1 protein-coding gene is annotated in these 23,482 nt (G+C 74.9%); it reads right to left on the reverse strand.

Annotated elements, in window-relative coordinates; all coding sequences use genetic code 11:
* Window positions 1–67: 67 nt before the first annotated feature.
* Complete coding sequence (locus ABZ956_RS20830; RefSeq protein WP_361895506.1) at window positions 68–23,482, reverse strand: non-ribosomal peptide synthase/polyketide synthase; 23,415 nt, start codon at window positions 23,480–23,482, stop codon at window positions 68–70.

The raw sequence follows: 23,482 nt of genomic DNA on the forward strand, positions 1-23,482 counted from the left end.
CAAGACGAAGAAGCGGGGCCCGGTCCTTCGACCGGGCCCCGCCTCCTTTCTCCCTACCGCCTACCGCCTAGCGCACGAGCTTGCTCAGCTTCTCCGCCAGGACCGGCCCGATCACCCGCAGCGCCTCGGGCGTCGCCATCGCGGCGTGCTCGCAGTCCACCTCGTGGAAGTCGACCGCCCCGTCGAAGTACGGGTCCCACACGCCCGGCGTGAGCACGTCCTTCGGCTTGTCCGTGGCGGCGAAGACCAGGGCGTCGGCCGCCACGCGCCCGTGCCGGTACGCGGGGCTGATGCGGATGTCATTGATCATCACGTTGAGGATCGCGGTGATCCGCTCCTCCTCGAAGTCCGCGAAGACCGAGTTCCGCTCCCGGGCGAGCTCGACGAACCGCTCGTACGTGACCGGCTCGCCCGCCACCTGGCCCGGCAGGGCGTCCGTGTCGACACCGAGCGCCTTGAGCAGCGTCAGGTAGACCATCGACGCGTCGAGCGTCGCCTCCTCCGCCAGCTCCTCCTCCGTCCTGGGCCGGGCGGGCTGGGCGTCCAGGATGACGACCAGCGGCACCTCCTGGCCGCGCTCGCGCAGCTTCGCGGCCATGGCGTGGGCCACGACGCCGCCGAAGGACCAGCCCAGCAGGTAGTAGGGCCCCTCCGGCTGGATCCGGGTGATCTCGCCGATGTAGTCCTCGGCCACCTCCTCGACGGACCGCGGCAGATGGTCCGGCTCGGACAGTCCGCGCGCCTGGATGCCGTAGACCGGGAAGTCCGGGTCCAGGTGCTGGAGCAGACCGGCGTACGACCAGCTCAGGCCGCCACCGGGGTGGATGCAGAACAGCGGAGCGTGCCGGCCCCGCGGACGCAGCGGGAGCACCACGTCGAACGCGTCGCCGCCGCTCTCACCGCCACTCTCGCCACCGCTCTCGGCCTCGTCGAGCCGGCGGGCCAGTCCGGCCACGGTCGGCGTCTCGAACAGGGCCCGCAGCGGCAGTTCGACCCCCAGCACGCCGCGGATGCGGCTGATCAGCCGGGCGCCGAGCAGCGAGTGCCCGCCCAGGTCGAAGAAGCCCTCGTCGACCCCGACCCGGTCGATGCCCAGGACCTCGCGGAACAGCGCGCAGAGCACCTCCTCGCGCGGGGTGCGCGGTGCGCGCCCACCGCCGGCGGCGGCGTAGTCCGGGGCGGGCAGCGCCCGCCGGTCCAGCTTGCCGTTGGGCGTCAGCGGCAGCTCGGGCACGGTCAGGACCGCCGACGGCACCATGTACTCGGGCAGGCGCCGGCGCAGCAGGTCGCGCGACTCCGGCGCACCGGGCATCGTGCCGTCACCCGGCACGACGTAGGCCACCAGGCGGCGGTCGCCCGGCGCGTCCTCGCGGACCACCACGACGGCCTGGGCCACACCGGGCTGTTCGCACAGCGCGGCCTCGATCTCGCCGGGCTCGATGCGGAACCCGCGGACCTTGACCTGCTGGTCCGCCCGGCCGATGTAGCGGAGGGCGCCGTCGCGGTCCCAGCGGGCCAGGTCACCGGTGCGGTACATCCGCGAACCGGCCGGACCGTAGGGGTCTGCGACGAAGCGCTCCGCGCTCAGCCCCGGTCGGCCCAGGTAGCCGCGGGCCAGGCCGGCTCCGGCGATGTACAGCTCGCCGGGGACGCCCGGAGGCACCAGGCCCAGCCGCTCGTCCAGCACGTACGCGCGGGTGTTGGCGATCGGGGCGCCGATGGCGGGGGCGTCGCCGGCCCGCACGGGAGCGGCGGTCGACCAGATGGTGGTCTCCGTCGGCCCGTAGAGGTTCGTCACCTCCGCCGCGTGCGCGGTCAGGGTCCGGGCGAGGTCGGACGGCAGGGCCTCGCCGCCGACCATGACCCGCAGCCCGTCGAGCGCGTCGGGCCGCTCCTCGGCGAGGGCCCGCCACAGGGTCGGGGTGGCCTGCGCGATGGACGCCCCGCTGTCGAGGATGAGCCCGGCCAGCGCGCGGGGGTTGCGGACCGTGTCGCGGTCGGCCAGCACCAGCGCCGCGCCGCTGATCAGCGGCAGGTACATCTCCAGCGCCGAGATGTCGAAGCCGACGGTCGTCACCCCGACCCAGCGGTCACCGGTGGCCAGCGGGAAGCGTACGGCCATGTCCGCGAGGAAGTTCGCCAGCGCGCCGTGCGGCACGACGACGCCCTTGGGGGTGCCGGTGGAGCCCGAGGTGTAGATCACGTAGGCCGGGTGGGACGGCCGCGGCCGGCGCCCGGGGCCGGAGTCCGGCTGCGCGGCGAGCGCGGCGGCCGTCTGCGGGTCGTCCAGGAGGACGACGCCGTCGGCGGCCGGCGCGGGCAGCAGTTCCGCGAGCGGACCGGTGGTGACGACCAGGGCCGGAGCCGCGTCCGTGACCATGTGGGCCACCCGGTCGCCCGGGTACTCCGGATCGATGGGCAGGTAGGCCGCGCCGGTCTTGAGGATGCCCAGGAGCGTGACGACGAGCTCGGGGGTGCGCTCCAGGAGGACGGCGACGGTCCGGTCGGGTCCGGCTCCGCGCCCGGCGAGCCAGTGCGCGATCCGGTTGGACCGGGCGTCGAGCTCCGCGTACGTCAGCTCCACGCCGTCGAAGACGAGCGCGGTGGCCTGCGGCGTACGGGCGGCCTGCGCGGTGAACAGCTCCGCGACCGTCGCGTCCGGGACGTCCCGGACGGTGTCGTTCCACTCGGTGAGGACCAGGGCGCGTTCGCGGTCCGTGAGGACCTCGGCGTGCGTGATGGGCCGGTCCGGGTGGGCGACGAGGGTGTGGAGCAGGGCCGTCCAGCGGCTGGTGAGGCCGGTGATGGTGGCGGGGTCGAAGAGGTCGGTGGCGTACTCCGCGTACCCGTCGATGCCGGCGGCACGGCCGTGCGCGTCCTGCTTCTCGGCGAGGCTGAGCGTCAGGTCGACGCGGGAGACGCCGGTGGTGGCGGGTACGGGCCGGGCGGTGAGACCGGGCAGGGCGAAGTCGGCCTGCTTGTTGTTCTGCCAGGCCAGCATGATCTGGAACAGGGGGTGGTGGGCGGTGGAGCGCTGTGGGTTGAGTTCCTCCACGAGGTGCTCGAACGGGACGTCCTGGTGGGCGTACGCGGCCAGGCTCGTCTCCCGTACGCGGGCGATGAGCTCGGCGAACGTGGGGTCGCCGGAGGTGTCCGTGCGCAGGACGAGGGTGTTGACGAAGTCGCCGATCAGGTCGTCGAGGGCCTGGTCGGTACGGCCGGCGATGGGCGAGCCGACGGGAATGTCGGTGCCCGCGCCGAGACGCGTCATCAGGGCCGCCAGAGCCGCCTGGAGGACCATGAACACCGTGGCGTCATGGGCCCGGGCGAGCTCGGTGAGACCCCGGTGCAGGCCGGCGTCCAGCTCGAAGCGCAGGACGTCACCGGTGTAGCTGGCGTGCGCGGGTCGCGGCCGGTCGGTGGGCAGGGTCACCTGCTCCGGCAGGCCGGCCAACTGCTCGCGCCAGTAGGAGACCTGGCCGCTCAGCACGCTGTCGGGGTCGGAGGCGTCGCCGAGCAGGTCGCGCTGCCACAGGGTGTAGTCCGCGTACTGCACCGGCAGCGGCTCCCAGCCGGGCTCCTCGCCGCGGCTCCGCGCGGCGTAGGCCCCGGCGAGGTCACGGGCGAGCGGCGCCAGGGACCAGCCGTCACCGGCGATGTGGTGCAGCAGGATCAACAGCACGTGCTCCGCCGGGCCCGTGCCGAACAACCAGGCCCGTACCGGGATCTCGGCGCTCAGGTCGAACGCGTGCCGCGCCGCCGCCGACATCCGCTCGTCGAGCTCCCGCTCGTCCACGTCCTCGGCCGTCCAGCCGATGCGCGCCTCACGCGGAGCGAGGACGACCTGCCGGGGCTCACCGTCGACCTGGGTGAACAGGGTCCGCAGCGATTCGTGGCGCACGACGACGTCGTCCAGCGCGGCCCGCAGGGCCTCGCGGTCCAGGTCGCCGGTCAGGCGCAGGGCCAGCGGCATGTTGTACGTCGCCGAGGGGCCCTCCAGCTCGTGCAGGAACCACAGACGCTGCTGGGCGAACGACAACGGCAGCACCTCGGGACGCGCCGCGGGCACCAGCTCCGCGCGCCGGGGACCGTCCGCCTTGTCGAGCCGCGCGGCCAGTCCGGCCACGGTCGGGGTTTCGAACAGGGCCCGCAGCGGCAGCTCGACGCCGAGCGCCCTGCGGATGCGGCCGACCAGCCGCGTGGCGAGCAGCGAGTGCCCGCCCAGGCCGAAGAACCCGTCGTCCACGCCGACCCGGTCCAGCTCCAGGACCTCGGCGAACAGGCCGCACAGCAGCTCTTCGCGCGGCGTACGCGGGCCCCGCTCGGCGGCGGGGGCGTAGTCCGGCTCCGGCAGTGCCGCCCGGTCCAGCGCGCCGTCGGGCGTGAGAGGCAGCACGGGGATCGCCACGACCGCGGACGGCACCATGGGCGCGGGCAGCTGGTACGTGAGGTCCTCGCGGACGCGTGCCGCGGAGAACTCGGTCGCGACGACCGGCACCACATAGGCCACCAGTCGCGGGTCGCCGGGCGTCTCCTCGCGGACCGTCACCGCCGCCTGCGCCACGCCGGGCCGGCCGCGCAGCGCGGCCTCGACCTCGGCGGGTGCGACGAGGACGCCGCGGACGGTGACCCGGCCGTCGGTACGGCCGAGCAGCCGCACCCGGCCGGCGCCGTCCCGCCGCGCCACGTCCCCGGTTCGGACCATGCGCGCCCCGGCCGGACCGTAGGGGTCGGCGACGATGTCGCCGACCGTCGCGGCGGGACCGGCGACGTACAGGTCACCGGGCACGCCCGGCGGCACGAAGCGCAGCCGCTCGTCCAGGACGTACGACGCGGGGGCGACGAGCGGGAGTCCGGCGGCGCCGAAGGTCTCCACCACCCGGCGCCCGGCCGACCACTGCTCGACGAGACCGGGCGGAGCCGGCTCCGCGCCGACGACCAGCGTGGTGAGGTCCGTCAGCCGCTCGGCCGCGCCGGCCGGCAGCGTCGCCAGCGCCGAGGGCGCGACGAACGCGTGGGTGATCCGGCGGCCGGCCAGCTCCCGGGCCAGCTCCTCGCCGACGGGACGCTCCCGGCCGGCGATCACCAGGGTGGCACCCGCGGTGAGGGCCGTGACGAGTTCGAGCACGGCCGTCCCGAGCGCCGGCGAGGCCAGCGCCAGCACACGCGAGTCACCGTTCGCGATGTCCTCGCGGCGCAGCGACGCGGCCAGAGCCGCGATGCTCTCGTGCGGGACCACGACGCGCCCGGAACCCGGGGTGTGCAGCACGCAGGCCGGCAGCTCCGGCCGGAGCCGCTGCCCCGGGTCGGTGTCCGGCTGCGCGGCGAGCGCGGCGGCGGTCTCCGGGTCGTCGAGGAGGACGACGTCGGCGGCCGCGCCGCCCGGCAGGTCCGCGAGCGGACCGGCGGTGACGACCAGATCGGTGGCGGCGTCGGTGAGCAGACGACTCACATACGCCGCCGGGTATCCGGCGTCGAGGGGCAGGTAGGCGGCTCCGGTCTTGAGGATGCCCAGGAGGGTGACGACGAGCTCGGGTGTGCGCTCGAGGAGGACGGCGACGGTCCGGTCGGGTCCGGCTCCGCGTCCGGCGAGCCAGTGCGCGACCTGGTTGGACCGGGCGTCGAGCTCCGCGTACGTCAGTTCGGCGTCGTCGCCTTCCAGCGCGACCGCGTCCGGCGTGCCGGCCACCCGGGCCCGGAACGACTCGATCAGGTGCGGTATGCCGGCGGGCAGCTCACGGGCCGTGTGCGCCCCGGCCGCTTCCGCGAGGAAGCGCTCGTGCTCCTCGGCGGTGAGAACGTCGGCGTCCATGACGGTCCGGTCGGGCCGGGCGACGAAGGCGTCGAGCAGGGCCGTCCAGCGCGCGGTGAGACCGGTGATGGTGGCGGGGTCGAAGAGGTCGGTGGAGTACTCCGCGAAGGCGTCGATGCCGGCGGGCCGCCCCTCGTCGTCGTGCCGCTCGACGAGACTGAGCGTCAGGTCGAGCCGCGAGACGCCGGTGGTGGCGGACTCGGGCCGGGCCGTGAGACCGGGCAGGGCGAAGTCGGCCTGCTCGTTGTTCTGCCAGGCCAGCATCACCTGGAACAGCGGGTGGTGGGCGGTGGAGCGCTGCGGGTTGAGTTCCTCCACCAGGTGCTCGAATGGGACGTCCTGGTGGGCGTACGCGGCCAGGCTCGTCTCCCGCACCCGCGCGATCAGCTCGGCGAACGTGGGGTCGCCGGAGGTGTCGGTGCGCAGGACGAGCGTGTTGACGAAGTCGCCGATCAGGTCGTCGAGCGCCTGGTCCGTACGGCCCGCGATGGGCGAGCCGAGCGGAATGTCGGTGCCCGCGCCCAGGCGCGTCATCAGGGCCGCCAGAGCCGCCTGGAGGACCATGAACACCGTGGCGTCATGGGCCCGGGCGAGCTCGGTGAGACCCCGGTGCAGCCCGGCGTCGATCGCGAACCGCGCGATGTCACCGGTGTAGCTCGCGTGCTCAGGGCGCGGCCGGTCGGTGGGCAGGGTCACCTGCTCCGGCAGACCGGCCAACTGCTCGCGCCAGTAGGCGACCTGGCCGCTGAGGACACTGTCCGGGTCGGAGGCGTCGCCCAGGAGCTCGCGCTGCCACAGCGTGTAGTCGGCGTACTGCACCGGCAGTGGCTGCCAGGCGGGCTCCTCGCCCTGGCTGCGGGCGGTGTACGCCGCGACCAGGTCGCGCGAGAGCGGTGCCATGGACCAGCCGTCGCCGGCGATGTGGTGCAGCAGGATCAGCAGCACGTGCTCGTCCGGTCCGGTGGCGAACAGCCGGGCCCGGATGGGCAGATCGACCGCCAGGTCGAAGGTCTGGCGGGCGGCCGCCTCCAGAGCCGCGGGGAGCTCCTCCCCGGAGGTGTGCAGGACCTCCCAGTCGACGCGCGCGTCCCCGGCGGCCAGGATCGTCTGCCGGGCCGCACCGTCGGCCTTGGTGAAGACCGTGCGCAGCGATTCGTGGCGTGCGACGACGTCGTCCAGCGCGGCCCGCAGGGCCTCGCGGTCGAGGTCGCCGGTCAGGCGCAGGGCGAGGGGCAGGTTGTACGTCGCCGAGGGGCCCTCCAGCTCGTGCAGGAACCACAGGCGCTGCTGGGCGAACGACAGCGGCAGGACCTCAGGACGCCCGCCCGCCGTCAGCGCGGGCCGCACCGGCCCGCCGTCGCCCAGCCGCTCCGCCAGCCGGGCCGGCGTCGGGGCCTCGAACACGGCACGGACCGAGACCTCGGCGCCCAGAGCGTCCCGGACCCGGCTGACCAGGCGCATCACCATCAGCGAATGGCCGCCGAGCGCGAAGAAGTCGTCGTCGGCGCCGACCTCGTCGAGGCCGAGCACCTCGGCGAACGCCGCACACAGGGCCCGCTCCCGCGCCGTGCGCGGCGCCCGGCCGGACACCGCGGGCGTGAAGTCGGGCGCGGGCAGGGCCTTGCGGTCCAGCTTGCCGTTCGCGGTCAGCGGCAGCTCCGCCAAGGCGACGAAGGCCGCGGGGACCATGTACTCGGGCAGCGAGGCGTGCACAGCGGCCCGGATCGCCTCCGTGTCGAGCGCCTCCCGCTCCCCGGCGGCGGGCACCAGATAGGCGACCAGCCGGTTCCGCTGTGGCACGACGACCGCGCGGGCGACCGACGGCTGCCGGGTGAGCACCGCCTCGATCTCCCCGAGTTCGATCCTGAAGCCCCGGATCTTGACCTGGTCGTCGGTCCGGCCGAGGAATTCCAGCACTCCGGCCCGCGTCCAGCGGGCGAGGTCACCGGTGCGGTACATGCGCTCGCCCGGCGCGCCGAACGGGTCGGCCACGAACCGCCCGGCCGTCAGCGCGGGGCGGCCCAGGTAGCCGTGGGCGAGCTGGGTGCCGGCGAGGTACAGCTCGCCGGCCACGCCCGGCGGGACCGGTCGCAGGGCCGCGTCGAGCACGTACGTCCGGGTGTTCCACACCGGCCGGCCGATCGGCACCACGGTGGCGGTCGCGTCCGCGGACGCGACGGTCTGCCAGGACGTGACGTCCACGGAGGCCTCGGTGGGGCCGTAGAGGTTGTGCAGTTCGGCGTCGACGGTCGCGTGGAAGCGGTCCGCCAGCGCGGCCGGCAGGGCCTCACCGCTGCAGATGACCCGGCGCAGTGCGGTGCAGCGGGCGGCCGCGGGCTCGGTGAGGAAGACGTCCAGCATGGACGGCACGAAGTGGGCCGTCGTCACGCCCCGCGCCTGGATCAGGTCGGCCAGGTAGGCGGGGTCCTTGTGGCCCTCGGGTGCGGCCACCACCAGCGTCGCGCCGGTGATCAGCGGCCAGAAGAACTCCCAGACCGACACGTCGAAGCTCGACGGGGTCTTCTGCAGCACGCGGTCGTCGGCCCCGAGGCCGTACGCGTGCTGCATCCACAGCAGGCGGTTGACGATGCCCCGCTGCGGGACGACGACGCCCTTGGGGGTGCCGGTGGAACCCGAGGTGTAGATCACGTACGCCGGGAGCTCCGGGGAGAGCGCCACGGACGGCCCGCCGTCCGCGTCGCCCGCGCCCTCCGTCACCCCGGCGATCAGCGCGGGATCGTCGAGGACGAGGTCCGGCCGTGCGTCGGCGCGCATGAAGGCGAGGCGCTCGGCCGGGTAGTCCAGGTCCAGCGGCAGATACGCCGCACCGGCCTTGTGCACGGCCAGCAGGGCGACGACCAGCTCGACCGAGCGGGGCAGCGCCACGGCGACGGTCCCGCCGGGGCGGACGCCGCGCTCGACCAGCAGGTGCGCCAGCCGGTTCGCGCGGGCGTCGAGCTGCGCGTAGGTCAGCTCGGTGTCCCCGAAGACGAGCGCGACGGCCTCAGGCGTACGGGCGGCCTGCGCGGCGAACAGCTCCGGCAGCGTCGTGGCCGGGACGTCCCGGGCGGTGGCGTTCCACTCGGTGACGACCTGGTCGTACTCCTCAGCGGTGAGGACGCCGGCCGTGCCGACGGGCTCGTCGGGGTGGGCCGTGAGGGTGTGCAGCAGACGCATCCAGCGCTCGACGAGCGTGCGGATGCTCTCCGCGTCGAAGAGGTCCGTGGCGTACTCGGCCATCGCGATGATCCCCGCGGGGGCGCCCTCGGCGTCGTGGCTCTCCGCGAGGCTGAGGGTCAGGTCGAGACGGGACACGCCGGTGGCCGAGTGCACGGGCCGGGCCGTGAGACCGGGCAGGGCGAAGTCGGCCTGGGCGTTGTTCTGCCAGGAGAGCATGACCTGGAACAGCGGGTGGTGCGCGGTGGAGCGCTGCGGGTTGAGCTCCTCCACCAGGTGCTCGAACGGCACGTCCTGGTGGGCGTAGGCCGCCAGGCTGGTCTCCCGCACCCGGGCGATGAGTTCGCCGAAGGTGGGGTCGCCGGAGGTGTCGGTGCGCAGGACGAGGGTGTTGACGAACACGCCGACGAGGTCGTCGAGGGCCTGGTCGGTACGGCCGGCGATGGGCGAGCCGAGCGGAATGTCGGTGCCCGCGCCCAGTCGCGTGAACAGCGTGGCCAGGGCGGCCTGGAGGACCATGAACACCGTGGCGTCGTGGGCCCGGGCCAGGTCGTTCAGGGCCCGGTGCAGGCCGGCGTCCAGCTCGAAGTGCAGGACGTCGCCGGTGTAGCCGGCGTGCGCGGGGCGGGGCCGGTCGGTGGGCAGGGTCACCTGCTCCGGCAGGCCGGCCAACTGCTCGCGCCAGTAGGCGACCTGGCCGCTCAGGACGCTCTCGGGGTCGGAGGCGTCGCCGAGCAGGTCGCGCTGCCACAGCGTGTAGTCGGCGTACTGCACCGGCAGCGGCTCCCAGCCGGGCTCCTCGCCCCGGCAGCGCGCGGCGTACGCGGCGGCCAGATCCCCGGCCAACGGCGCGAGCGACCAGCCGTCACCGGCGATGTGGTGCAGCAGGATCAGCAGCACGTGCTCCGCCGGACCCGTGCCGAACAGCCAGGCCCGTACCGGGATCTCGGCGCTCAGGTCGAACGCGTGACGCGCCGCCGCCGACATCCGCTCGTCGAGCTCCCGCTCGTCGACCTCCTGGACCTCCCAGCCGACGCGGGTGTCCGCGGCGGCGAGGATCGTCTGCCGGGCCTCGCCGTCGGTGTGCCCGAAGACCGTGCGCAGCGACTCATGGCGTGCGACGACGTCGTCCAGCGCGGCCCGCAGGGCCTCGCGGTCCAGATCGCCGGTCAGGCGCAGGGCGAGGGGCATGTTGTACGTGGCCGAGGGGCCCTCCAGCTTGTGCAGGAACCACAGGCGCTGCTGGGCGTACGACAGGGGCAGCACGTCCGGGCGCTGTACGGGCAGCAGCTCCGGACGCCGGGGGCCGCCGTCCTCGCCGAGCCGCTCGGCCAGTGCGGCCACGGTCGGGGCCTCGAACAGCACCCGCAGCGGCACCTCGACGCCGAGCACGGAACGGATGCGGCTGACCAGCCGCGTGGCGAGCAGCGAATGCCCGCCCAGGTCGAAGAACCCGTCGTCCGCGCCGACCCGGTCCAGGCCGAGCACCTCGGCGAACAGGGCGCACAGCGCCTCCTCGCGCGGCGTGCGCGGAGCACGCCCGGTGACGAGATGGGAGAAGTCGGGCGCGGGCAGGGCCTTGCGGTCCAGCTTGCCGTTGAGCGTCAGGGGCAGCGCGGGAACGGTCACGACCGCCGACGGCACCATGTACTCCGGCAGCCGCTGCCGCAGCGCCTCCCGCGCGGCGGACGACGGCAGTTCCCCGCCGTCCGCCGTGACGACGTAGGCGACCAGACGGCGGTCGCCCTCCTGGACCTCGTGCACGAGCACGGCGGCCTGGGTCACCCCGGGCAGCTCGCGCAGCGCCGACTCGACCTCGCCGGGCTCGATCCTGAAGCCCCGGACCTTGACCTGGTGGTCGGCCCGGCCGACGAACTCCAGCCGGCCGTTCCGGTTCCAGCGCGCCAGGTCGCCCGTGCGGTACATCCGCGAACCGGCCGGACCGTAGGGGTCGGCGACGAAGCGCTGGGCACTGAGCGCGGGCTGGTGGACGTAGCCGCGCGCCATGCCGGCGCCGGAGACGTACAGCTCACCCGCGACGCCCGGGGGCACCAGCCGCAGCCGGTCGTCCAGGACGTAGACGCGCTTGTTGGTGACCGGGCGGCCGATGGGCAGCACCGGCTCCAGGGCGCGGCCCGGCACCATGACGTGCAGGGTGGCGAAGGTGGTGGTCTCGCCGGGGCCGTAGCCGTTGACGACCACGACGTCCGGGCAGGCGTCCATCACGCGCCGGACCGCGGCGGGCGGCACCACTTCACCGCCGGTGAAGACCTGGCCCATGTGCCGGAATGCCTCGGGGCACTCCTCGGCCATCACCTTGAACAGACCGGCGGTGATCCACATCGAGGTGACGCGGTGGTCGACGATGACGTCGCGCAGGCCGGCGGCGTCGAGCCGTACGTCCGGCGCGATCACCACCTGGCCGCCGAGCAGCAGCGGAACCCACAGCTCGAAGGGCAGGGCGTCCCAGGCGGTCGGCGAGTGGAGCAGGACGCGCCCGGCGTGCCGGCCCACCGTGGGATCGTCGGCGAGCGCCGCGATGGCCGCGTGCGTGAGCGCGATGCCCTTCGGCTTCCCGGTCGAGCCGGACGTGTAGACGACGCACGCCAGCTGATCGGGCGAGGCGGGCCGTGCGAAGCCGCGGGCAGCGGCGGCGGGCACGTCGGCGTCCCCGGCGTCGTCGCCCAGCAGCATGACCTGCTCCCCGGGCACGAACCCCGGGACGCGCGAGGGCGCGTCGGTCAGCAGCAGCGAGACGGCGTTGTCGGTCCACATCAGGCGGACCTGGCTCTCGGGGTACCGCTCGTCGAGCGAGACGTACGTGCCGCCCGCCTTCACCACGGCCAGGACGGCGACGACGAAGCCGACCGAGCGCGGCATGGCGATCGCCACGACCTGCTCCGTGCCGACGCCGCGGTTCACCAGGTCCCGGGCGAGCCGGTCGGCCCGCGCGTCGAGCTCGGCGTACGTGAGCGAGGCCGCGCCCGCGACGACGGCGACGGCGTGCGGGTCGCGCTCGACGCGCTCCCGGAACGCCTCGACGAGAGTCCGCGCCGGGACGGGGCGGTGCGCCGCGTCCCACTCGGCCCGGACCCGGTCGTGCTCGCCGGCGGTGAGGACGTCGGCGTCGGTGACGGGCCGGTCCGGGTGGGCGGTGAGCGTGTCGAGGAGGCCGGTCAGCCGGGTGGTGAAGGTGGCGACGGTCTCGGCGTCGAAGAGGTCCGTGGCGTACTCGGCGAACGCGTCGATGCCGGCGGGCCGGCCCTCCGCGTCCTGCTTCTCGGCCAGGCTGAGGGTCAGGTCGACGCGCGAGACGCCGGTGGCCGTGGGCTCGGTCCGCACCTGCAGACCGGGCAGCGAGAAGTCCGCCTCCGCGTTGTTCTGCCAGGCCAGCATCACCTGGAACAGGGGGTGGTGGGCGGTGGAGCGCTGCGGGTTGAGCTCCTCCACCAGGTGCTCGAACGGGACGTCCTGGTGGGCGTACGCGGCCAGGCTCGTCTCCCGCACGCGGGCGATGAGCTCGGCGAACGTGGGGTCGCCGGAGGTGTCGGTGCGCAGGACGAGGGTGTTGACGAACACGCCGACGAGGTCGTCGAGCGCCTGGTCGGTACGGCCCGCGATGGGCGAGCCGAGCGGAATGTCCGTGCCCGCGCCCAGGCGCGTCATCAGGGTCGCCACGGCGGCCTGGAGGACCATGAACACCGTGGCGTCATGGGCCCGGGCCAGGTCGACGAGCCGCTGGTGCAGCGCCGCCTCGAGCTCGAAGCGCAGCACGTCGCCGGTGTAGCTGGCGTGTGCGGGGCGGGGCCGGTCGGTGGGCAGGGTCACCTGCTCCGGCAGGCCGGCCAACTGCTCGCGCCAGTAGGCGACCTGGCCGCTCAGCACGCTCTTGGGGTCGGAGGAGTCGCCGAGCAGGTCGCGCTGCCACAGGGTGTAGTCCGCGTACTGCACCGGCAGCGGCTGCCAGCCGGGCTCCTCGCCCTGGCTGCGGGCGGTGTACGCCTCGACCAGGTCACGGGCCAGCGGTGCCATGGACCAGCCGTCACCGGCGATGTGGTGCAGCAGGATCAGCAGCACATGGTCCGCCGGACCGGTGCTGAACAGCCAGGCGCGCACCGGTATCTCGGTGCTCAGGTCGAAGGCGTGACGCGCGGCCTCCCGCAGGGCCGGGGCCAGCTCCTCCCGCGTGACGTCGGCGGCGTGCAGCTCCACGCGGGCCCGGCCCGGGTCCAGGATCAGCTGACGGGGCCGGTCCTCGCCTTCCGCCAGGACCGTGCGCAGGGACTCGTGGCGCCCGACGACGTCGTCCAGCGCGGCCCGCAGGGCCGCACGGTCCAGGTCGCCGGTCAGCGTCAGGGCCAGCGGCATGTTGTACGTCGCCGAGGGGCCCTCCAGCTTGTGCAGGAACCACAGCCGCTGCTGGGCGTACGACAGGGGCAGCACGTCCGGGCGCGCCGCGGGCACCAGCTCCGCACGCGCCGGGCCACCGGAGCCCGTACCGCTCTCCAGGTGCTCGGCCAGGCCGGCCACGGTCGGGGCCTCGAACAGCACCCGCAGCGGCAGCTCGACGCCCAGGACGGCGCGTACGCGGCTGATGAGACGGGTGGCGAGCAGCGAGTGCCCGCCCAGGTCGAAGAACCCGTCGTCCGCGCCGACCTGCGCCAGGCCGAGCACCTCGGCGAACAGGGCGCACAGCGCCTCCTCGCGCGGGGTGCGCGGGGCGCGGCCGTCGGTGGGGGTGTAGTCGGGGGCGGGCAGGGCCCGCCGGTCCAGCTTGCCGCTGGGCGTCAGCGGTACCGCGTCGATCGCCACGACGGCGGACGGCACCATGTACTCCGGCAGCCGCTCGCGCAGCCCGTCCCGGAGCCCGGCCAGCAGCTGTCCGGTCGTACGCGAACCCAGCGGGTTGTTGGTCAGCGCCCGCAGCGAGGCGGTGGTGGTCGCCGGGCGGTAGACGCCCGTGTACACCGCGGCGCCGTCCCCGGCGCCCTCCGTGCCCTCGGGCAGGAACACCGCGTCGAAGGCGTCCACGGCACGCGGCGACCAGGTCGCGAGGACCCGGTAGCCGTGGCGCGCCCCCCACGCGTGCAGGGCCTCGGGGTCCAGCCCCGGGTGGCCGGCCTCCGCCGGCTCCAGGAGATGACGTATCCGCTCCGGCGGGGCGCCCTCGGACAGCGCCCGCGAGGCGGCGACCTCGGCCGCCAGCCGGCTGTTGACGATGTCCGTCACCCGCACCGGGCCCGCGTGCCCGGCCAGCAGCCCGGGCAGCGCGTCGAGGCCGTCCAGGTCACGGCCCCACAGCAGGGCGGGGACGTCGGCGAGGGACACCGTGTCCGCGGCCGACGGCGCCTTGTGCAGGACGACTTCGTAGCGGTGGCGGGTCAGCTCGTTGTGGTACGCGCCGCGCTTGAGGCGGATGTCGACCCCGCCGAGGTCGGCGTGGCCCGCGGCCCAGGTGGTGAAGAAGTCCGGCTCGATGACCAGTTCCTTCTCCACGACCATGGCGTGCTCGACGGCGGCGCGCAGCCGCGCGGCGTCGGCGAGGTCACCGCCCTCCTCGGCGCGGCCGGCGTGGATGGCGGTGTGGAACGCCCGCAGCGAGCCGCGGCTGCGCACGTCACCCACGATGATGCGGCCGCCGGGGACCAGCAGGCCGAGCGCACCGTCGAGGACCCGGGCGAAGTAGTCCGCGTCGGGGAAGTACTGGATGATCGAGTTCAGCACCACGGTGTCGAAGAAGCCGGTGGGCAGTCCGTCGGTCACGTCGGCGGACTGGCAGCGGGCCTTGACCTTCTCGCTCCAGCCGGCCGCCTCGATCTGCTCCGTCAGGCGCTGGATGGTCGGCGCGGAGAAGTCGGTGGCCCAGTACGCCTCCACGCGCGGGGCCAGCGGGCCCAGCAGCAGGCCGGAGCCGACGCCGATCTCGAGGACGCGGCGCGGCGCCGACTCCATGATCCGGGTGACGGCGGCGTCCCGCCAGGCGCGCATCTCCCCGAGGGGGATGGGCTCGCCGCTGTAGGAGCTGTTCCAGCCGAGGAAGTCCTCGCCCAGGCCGGCGCGTTCGCCGTCCTTGCCGGTGTACACGGAGTCGTAGATCTCACGCCACTCGCTCACCTGCTCGGCGATGACGTCCCCGGCGGCGTCCGTGACGGCCTCGGCCTGCTCGCCCGCCGCGGCGTCCTCGCCGTCGGGCACGACATAGGCCACGAGCCGCTGATCGCCGGGGGTGTCCTCGCGGACGACCACCACGGCCTGGGCCACGCCGTGCTGGGCGCGCAGCGCGGCCTCGATCTCGCCGGGCTCGATGCGGAAACCGCGGATCTTGACCTGCTGGTCGGCGCGGCCGACGTACTGCAGCAGGCCGTCGGTGCCCCAGCGGGCGATGTCACCGGTGCGGTACATCCGGGACCCCGCCGGGCCGTAGGGGTCGGCGACGAAGCGCTCCGCGCTCAGGCCGGGCCGGCGCAGGTAGCCGCGGGCCAGGCCGGCGCCCGCGAGGTAGAGCTCTCCCGCGACACCCGGGGGCACCAGCCGCAGCCGCTCGTCCAGGACGTAGGCGCGCGCGTCGTCGACCGGGTGGCCGATCGGCGCCAGACGGCCGGACAGCGGGCCGCTGATGGCGGCGCAGACGGTGGACTCGGTGGGGCCGTAGGCGTTGACCATGCGGCGGCCGGCCGACCACTGCTCGACGAGGTCGGGCGCGCAGGCCTCGGCGCCCACGATCAGCGTCGCGAAGTCGGTGAGCCGCTCGGCGGAACCGGCGGGCAGTGTGGCGAGCACCGACGGCGGGACGAGGGCGTGCGTGATCCGCCGGTCGGCGAGGACCCGCGCCAGCTCCTCGCCGATGAGCCGGTCCCGGGAGCCGACGACGAGCGTGGCGCCCGCGGAGAAGGCCATGACCAGCTCCAGCACGGCCGCGTCGAAGCTCGGCGAGGACAGCTGCAGCACCCGGGAGCGGGCGTCGACGGCGCAGGTGCGGCGCAGCGTCGAGGCCAGGCTCGCGATGCCCTGGTGCGGGACGACGACGCCCTTGGGCGTGCCCGTGGAGCCGGAGGTGTAGATGACGTAGGCGGGGTGGGACGGCCGCAGCGGGGCGAGCCGGCCGGCGTCGTCCGGAGCGGTGTCGGGGCAGGCCCGCAGCGCCTCGGCGACGGCGGGGGCGTCGACGGCGACGGCCTCGGCGGACAGCGAGGCGGGCAGCAGCCCGGCCAGCGCGCCGGTGGTGAGGACCAGGGCCGGGGCGGCGTCGGCGACCATGTGCGTCACGCGGTCGCCCGGGTAGTCCGGGTCGATCGGCAGGTAGGCCCCGCCGGCCTTGAGGACGCCGAGGATCGCGGCGATCAGCTCGGCCGAGCGCTCGAACATGAGGGCCACGAGCCGCTCGGGGCCGATGCCCCGGCCGATCAGCCAGTGGGCGATGCGGTTGGCCCGCGCGTCGAGTTCCCCGTACGTGAGCGCCTCGCCGTCGGCGAGGACCGCGACCGCCCGCGGGTCGCGTGCCGCGTGCGCCTGGAAGGACTCCGCGAGGGTTTCTCCGGCCGGAAGCGCGGCGAGGTCGTGCCACGCCCCGGTGATCTCCGCGCGCTCGCGGGCGGTGACCACGTCGGCCTGTCCGATGGCCAGGCCGGGCTCGGCGACCACCGTCCGCATCAGCCGGGTCCAGCGGGAGATGAGCGTGTCGATGGTGGCGGCGTCGAAGAGGTCGGTGGCGTACTCCACGTACGCGTCGACGCCGGCGGGCTTGCCGTCCTCGTCGTGGTTCTCGGTGAGGCTGAAGAACAGGTCGAAGCGCGAGGTGCCGGTCCCCGCGAGCTCGGGCCGCACGTCCAGGCCCGGCATGTCGAACCGCGCCCGCTCGTTGTTCTGCAGGGTCAGCGCCACCTGGAACAGCGGGTGGTGGGCGGTGGAGCGCTGCGGGTTGAGCTCCTCCACGAGGTACTCGAACGGCACGTCCTGGTGGGCGTACGCGGCCAGGCTGGTCTCACGGACCCGGGCGATGAGCTCGGTGAAGGTGGGGTCGCCGGAGGTGTCGGTGCGCAGCACCAGCATGTTGACGAAGAAGCCCACGAGGTCGTCGAGGGCCTCGTCCATGCGCCCGGCCACGCCGCTGCCCAGCGGGATGTCGGTGCCGGCGCCGAGGCGGGTGAGCAGCGCCGCCATGGCGGCGTGCAGCACCATGAACACGGTGGCGTCGTTCTCGCGGGCCACCTCGCTCAGGGCCCGGTGCAGATCGGGGTCCAGGGTGAAGCGGGTGACCTCGCCGGTGTACGAGGCGACGGCCGGCCGGGGGCGGTCGGCGGGCGCGGTCACCACCTCGGGCAGGTCCGCCAGCTGCTCGCGCCAGTACGCGACGTGCCGGGCGAACAGGCTGTCGGGGTCGGAGGCGTCGCCGAGCAGCTCGCGCTGCCACAGCGTGTAGTCCGCGTACTGCACCGGCAGCGGCCGCCAGTCGGGCTCCGCGCCGTTGCCGCGGGCGGTGTAGGCGGTGGCCAGGTCGCGGGCCAGCGGCACGATCGACCAGCCGTCGCCGGCGATGTGGTGGAGCACCACCACGAGGACGTGCTCCTCGGGGCCGGTGCACAGCAGCCAGGCCCGGATCGGCACCTCGGCCGCCAGGTCGAACTCGTACCGGGACGCGTCCGTCAGCGCCTGCGCCAGGTCCTCAGGCGCGACCTGGACGGTGTGCAGCTCCAGGCGCGCGCGGTCGGCGTCCAGGATCCGCTGGTGGGGCAGGCCGTCGTGCTCGGGGAAGACCGTGCGCAGCGACTCGTGCCGTACGAGGACGTCGCCCAGCGCCGCTTCGAGGGCCTCCCGGTCGAGGCTGCCGCGCATCCACAGGGCCAGCGGCACGTTGTACGTCGCCGAGGGGCCCTCCAGCTTGTGCAGGAACCACAGGCGCTGCTGGGCGAAGGACAGGGGCAGCACCTCGGGCCGGGGCGCCGGCACGAGCGCGGCCCGGCGCCGGCCGCCGTCGTCCAGGCGTGCGGCCAGCGCGGCCGCGCTCGGCGCCTCGAACAGGGCCTGGATGGACAGTTCGGTCCCCAGGACAGTGCGGATGCGGCTGATGAGGCGGGTGGCGAGCAGGGAGTGCCCGCCGAGGTCGAAGAATCCGTCGTGGACGCCGACGTGGGCCAGGCCCAGCACCTCGGCGATGAGCCCGCACAGCAGCTCCTCGCGCGCCGCGCGCGAGCTGTCCCGGCGGACCTCGTCGACCGTCAGGATCTGTTCGGGCAGCAGCGAGGCGGGCAGGTGCCCGGCCAGTTGGGCGAGCAGCCCGGCGCCGGTGACGCCGCTTCCGGCGGGCAGGACGTAGGCCACGACCGGGCCCTCCGGCCGGGCCACCACGACGGCGTGGGCCACCGAGGGGTGCCGGGTGAGCTCCGCGCGGACCAGGTCGAGCAGGTCACGCCCGGACCGGGCGTCGCCGGTGGCGGACAGGGCGCCGGCCGCCGCGTCGCCGGCCGGGCCGGCCGCGGTACGGCGGGGGCGGCGCACCAGGCCCCGCAGCACCGGGGACAGCGGCTGGGCGGAGGCGCGCAGCGCGTCGGCGTCGATGCCGACGGGGGCCAGGACCGGCAGCCGCCCGCGCAGCGCCAGGTCGAACAGGGCCAGGGCCCGCCCGCTCGGCAGCGCGGTGACGCCGGAGCGCGCGATGCGCGCCAGCTCCGCCTCGTCCAGGGCGGCGGTGATGCCGCTGGCCTCCTCCCACAGGCCCCAGGCCAGGGAGGTGGCGGGCAGGCCCTGGGCGTGGCGGTGCTGGGCGAGGGCGTCCAGGAAGGTGTTGGCGGCCGCGTAGTTGGCCTGGCCGGGGCTGCCGACGGTCCCGGCGAAGGACGAGAACAGCACGAACGCCGACAGGTCCATGTCGCGGGTCAGCTCGTGCAGGTGCCAGGCGGCGTCGACCTTCGGCCGCAGCACGGCGCCCAGCCGCCCGGCGGTCAGCGCCTCGAACGCCGCGTCGTCGGTGACGCCGGCGGTGTGGACGACGGCGGTCAGGGGGTGCGCGGCGGGGACGGTGGCCAGGAGTGCGGCGAGGGCGTCGCGGTCGGCCGTGTCGCAGGCGGCGATGGTCACGTGGGCGCCGAGCGCGGTGAGTTCGTCGCGCAGCCCGGTGGCGCCGGCGGCGTCGGGGCCGCGGCGGCTGGTCAGCAGCAGGCGCCGCACCCCGTGCCCGGTGACCAGGTGACGGGCGAGGAGGGAGCCGAGGGTGCCGGTACCACCGGTGATCAGCACGGTGCCCGTGGTGCCGGGGGCGCTGCCTCCGGTCAGGGCGTCGGGGGCGACCCGAGCCATGCGCGGCACCGCGAGACGGCCCTCCCGCAGGGCGAGTTGGGGCTCGTCGTGGGTCAGCGCGGTGGCGACGGCGCCGCGCACGGCAGCGGCGTCGGCCTTGCCGGCGCCGAGGTCGAGCAGGGTGAAGCGGCCGGGGTGCTCGGCCTGCGCGGAGCGCAGCAGACCCCACACCGCCGCGCCGGCGAGGTCGGTGACGTCCTCGTCCGGGGCGGTGGCGACGGCGCCATGGGTGAGCAGGACGAGCCGCGAGCCGGCGAGCCCGTCCTGGGCGAGCCACTCCTGGACGAGCGCGAGCACGCCCGCCGTGCCGGCGTGGGCACCGGTCACGGCCCCGGCCTCGGCCCCGGACAGGCCGTCCGTGACGAGGTGCGGTACGGGCACGAGTACGGCCTCGGGGATGGCGGCGCCGTCCGCCACGGCCCGGACCAGCGACGCCAGTCCCGAGTGGGCGGCCGCACCGGTCAGCCCCAGGTCGTCGGAGCCGAGCACGGCCCAACCGGTGCCCTGGTCCGAGGAGGTGAGGGAGCCGCCGAGAGCCGGCCACTCCAGCCGGAACAAGGCGTCCGCGAGCCCGGTGGGCGCCGGGACCGGCTGCCCCGAGGGCGCCGGACGCAGGGTCAGCGAGGCGACGCGCAGCACGGGCAGGCCCATGGCGTCGGCGAGGAGCACCTCGACGCCGTCCCGCCCGGCCGGACGGATCCGCACGCGGGCCGCACGGGCCCCGGTGGCGTACAGCTCGACGCCGGTGGCCGCGGCGGGCATCCGCACGGCGGGCAGGGCGTCCGCCGCCGTCAGGTGCAGCGCGGCGTCCAGGAGCGCGGGGTGCAGGCCGTAGCCCGTGGCGTCGGCGTCGTCGGCGAGGCACACCTCGGCGTAGACGTCCTCGCCGTGCCGCCAGGCCGCCGTGAGGGCACGGAAGGCGGGACCGTAGGCGTAGCCGCCCGCGGCCAGGTCGGCGTAGAGCGTGTCCGTGGCCACGGCGGTGGCGCCGCGCGGGGGCCACACGGCCAGCTCGGCCGTGTCGCCGTCCGCGCTGCCGACGGCGAGGACGCCGGTGGCGTGCCGGGTCCAGTCCGCCTGCGCACCGGCGGTGTCGGCCGGCCGGGAGTGGACCGTCATCGCCCAGCGGCCCCGGTCGTCGGGGTCCAGGGTCACCCGCAGATCCACCGCCGAGCGTGCGGGCAGCGCGAGCGGAGCCTCGAACGCGAGCTCCTCCACGTGGTCGCAGCCCACGCGGTCGCCCGCGGCGACCGCCAGGTCCACGAGCGCCGACGCGGGCAGCAGCGCCGCCCCGCCGATCGTGTGGTCGGCGAGCCAGGGGTGGGTGCGCGGGGAGACCCGGCCGGTCAGCACCAGGCCCCGCCCGTCGGGACGGGCCACCGCCGCGCCCAGCAGCGGATGACCGCCGGCACCGAGACCGAACCCGGCCGCGTCGCCCCGCGCCGGCGCGGCGGACTCCCGCAGCCAGTAGGTCTCGTGCTGGAAGGCGTACGTGGGCAGGTCGACCCGGGAGCCGGCCGGCAGCCACGCGGTCCAGTCCACGGGCACGCCCTGGACGTACAGGCGCGCCGCGTTGGCCAGGAACTGCCGCCCGGCGGCCTGGTCGCGGCGCAGCGAACCCACCACGACGGTGGGGGAGTCCGTGCCGGCGAGGGCCTCTTCGATGCCCATGGTCAGCACCGGGTGCGGGCTGGACTCGACGAAGACGCCGTACCCGTCGGCGGCGGCCGCGCGGATCGCCCGCTCGAACTCCACCGGCCGGCGCAGGTTGCGGTACCAGTACGCGGCATCCAGCTCGCCGGTGTCGATCGGCCCGCCGCTCACGCTGGAGTAGAACGCGATGTCGCAGGCGGCCGGCGCGATGCCGGCCAGGGCTTCCGCGAGCCGCTCGCGCAGCGGCTCCACGCTCGCGGAGTGCGAGGCGTAGTCCACGGCGATCCGCCGCGCCGCGATGTCCTCCTCCCGGCAGCGGGCCAGCAGCGCGTCCACCGCCTCCGGGTCGCCCGAGACGACGGTCGAGGACGGGCCGTTGACCGCCGCGATCTCGACGCGGCCCGCGTGCTCCGCCAGGCGCGCGCGGACCTGCTCCACGGGCGCGCCGACCGAACCCATGGCGCCGGTGCCGGCCAGGCTCGCGAGGGCCTGGCTGCGCAGGGCCACGATCTTCGCCGAGTCCTCCAGGGACAGCGCCCCGGCGACGCACGCCGCGGCGATCTCGCCCTGGGAGTGGCCGACGACCGCGTCGGGCCGTACGCCCGCGGACTCCCACAGCGCGGCGAGAGAGATCATCACGGCCCACAGCACCGGCTGGACGACGTCGACGCGGTCCAGGGAGGGGGCTCCGTCGACGCCCTTCAGCACGTCGAGCAGCGACCACTCGACGTGCGGGGCGAGCGCCCGCGCGCACGCCTCGACGCGCTCGGCGAACACCGGCGAGGTCTCCAGCAACTCCCGTGCCATGTCGGCCCACTGCGAGCCCTGCCCGGGAAAGACGAACACGGTCTTGCCTAGCCCCGCCGCCGGCTCGCCGGCCGTGCGCACGAGGGCGGGGTGTGGTGTGTCGTGTTGGAGGGCGTGGAGTGCGGCGTGGTGGTCGGTGGTGATGACGGCGCGGTGGGGGAAGTGGGTGCGGGTGGTGGCGAGGGAGTGGCCGATGTCGGTGGGGGTGTGGTGGGGGTGGTTCTGGAGGTGGTGGTGCAGGCGTGCTGCCTGGTCCTGGAGGGCCTGGGGGGTCTTGGCGCTCAGGAGCCAGGGAGTGGCGTCGCCCGTCCGGGGAGCGGGCTCGACGGCAGCCGCGGACTCCTCCGTCTCCGCTGCCTCTTCGAGGATCAGGTGGGCGTTGGTGCCGCTGATGCCGAAGGAGGAGACGGCGGCGCGCCGCGGATGGTCGCCGCCGGGCCAGGCGTGCTCCTGGTCGAGGAGGCGGACGGCACCGGCCTCCCAGTCGACCTTGGGCGTGGGCTCGTCGACGTGCAGGGTCCGGGGGAGGACCTCATGGCGCATGGCCATGACCATTTTGATGATGCCGGCGGCGCCCGCGGCGGCCTGGGTGTGGCCGATGTTGGACTTGATGGAGCCGAGGTAGGCGGGGGTGCCGGTGGTGCGGTGGCGGCCGTAGGTGTTGAGCAGTGCGTGGGCTTCGATGGGGTCGCCGAGGGTGGTGCCGGTGCCGTGGGCTTCGATGGCGTCGACGTCGGTGGGTGCGAGGTTGGCGTCGGTCAGGGCGGCGCGGATGACGCGTTCCTGCGAAGGCCCGTGGGGTGCGGTGAGTCCGTTGCTGGCGCCGTCCTGGTTGACGGCGCTGCCGCGGATGACGGCGAGGACGGGGTGGTTGTTGGCGCGGGCCTGGGAGAGGGGTTCGAGGAGCAGCATGGCGCTGCCCTCGGCGAAGCCGGTGCCGTTGGCGGTGGCGGCGAAGGCGCGGCACCGCCCGTCCGCCGACAAGCCGCGCTGCCGGCCCAGTTCGACGAGCGTCGTCGGCGTCGCCATGACCGTCGCACCGCCCGCCAGGGCCATGCCGCACTCGCCGCGGCGCAGGGCCTGGACGGCGAGGTGGGTGGCCACGAGCGAGGAGGAGCAGGCGGTGTCGACCGTGATGGCCGGGCCCTCCAGGCCGAAGGTGTAGGCGATACGGCCCGAGGCGACACTGGCCGTATTGCCGGTGCCCACATAGCCCTCGATCTCCCCCGGCGTGCTGGCCAGCCGGGAGACGTACTCCTGCACCATCACACCGGCGAACACGCCCGTGTCGCTGCCGCGCAGGGTGGCCGGGTCGATGCCCGCCCGCTCGACGGCCTCCCAGGCGTTCTCCAGCAGCAGGCGCTGCTGGGGGTCCATGGCGGCCGCCTCGACGGGGCTGATGCCGAAGAAGGCCGCGTCGAACCGGTCCGCCTCGTGCAGGAACCCGCCACCGGTCGCGTAACAGGTGCCCGGCACCGTCGACTCCGGGTCCGGGTCGTAGAGCGCCTCCAGGTCCCAGCCGCGTCCGGTGGGGAACCCGGAGATCGCGTCGGTGCCCTCGGACACCAACCGCCACAGGTCTTCCGGCGAGTTCACGCCGCCCGGATAACGGCAGGCCATGCCGATGATCGCGATCGGCTCCTGGGCCTTTTCCTCGACCTCGCGCAGTCGCTGCCTGGCCTGACGCAGATCTGTCGTGGCCCGCTTGAGATAGTCACGGAGCTTGGCTTCGTTGGACAT

It is taken from the genome of Streptomyces sp. NPDC046261, from assembly GCF_040646235.1.
GTDB lineage: Bacteria > Actinomycetota > Actinomycetes > Streptomycetales > Streptomycetaceae > Streptomyces.

Bases quoted from the DNA above. Each gene is read 5' to 3' on its own strand.
- ABZ956_RS20830 (WP_361895506.1), bottom strand. From the start codon at position 23,482: ATGTCCAACGAAGCCAAGCTCCGTGACTATCTCAAGCGGGCCACGACA.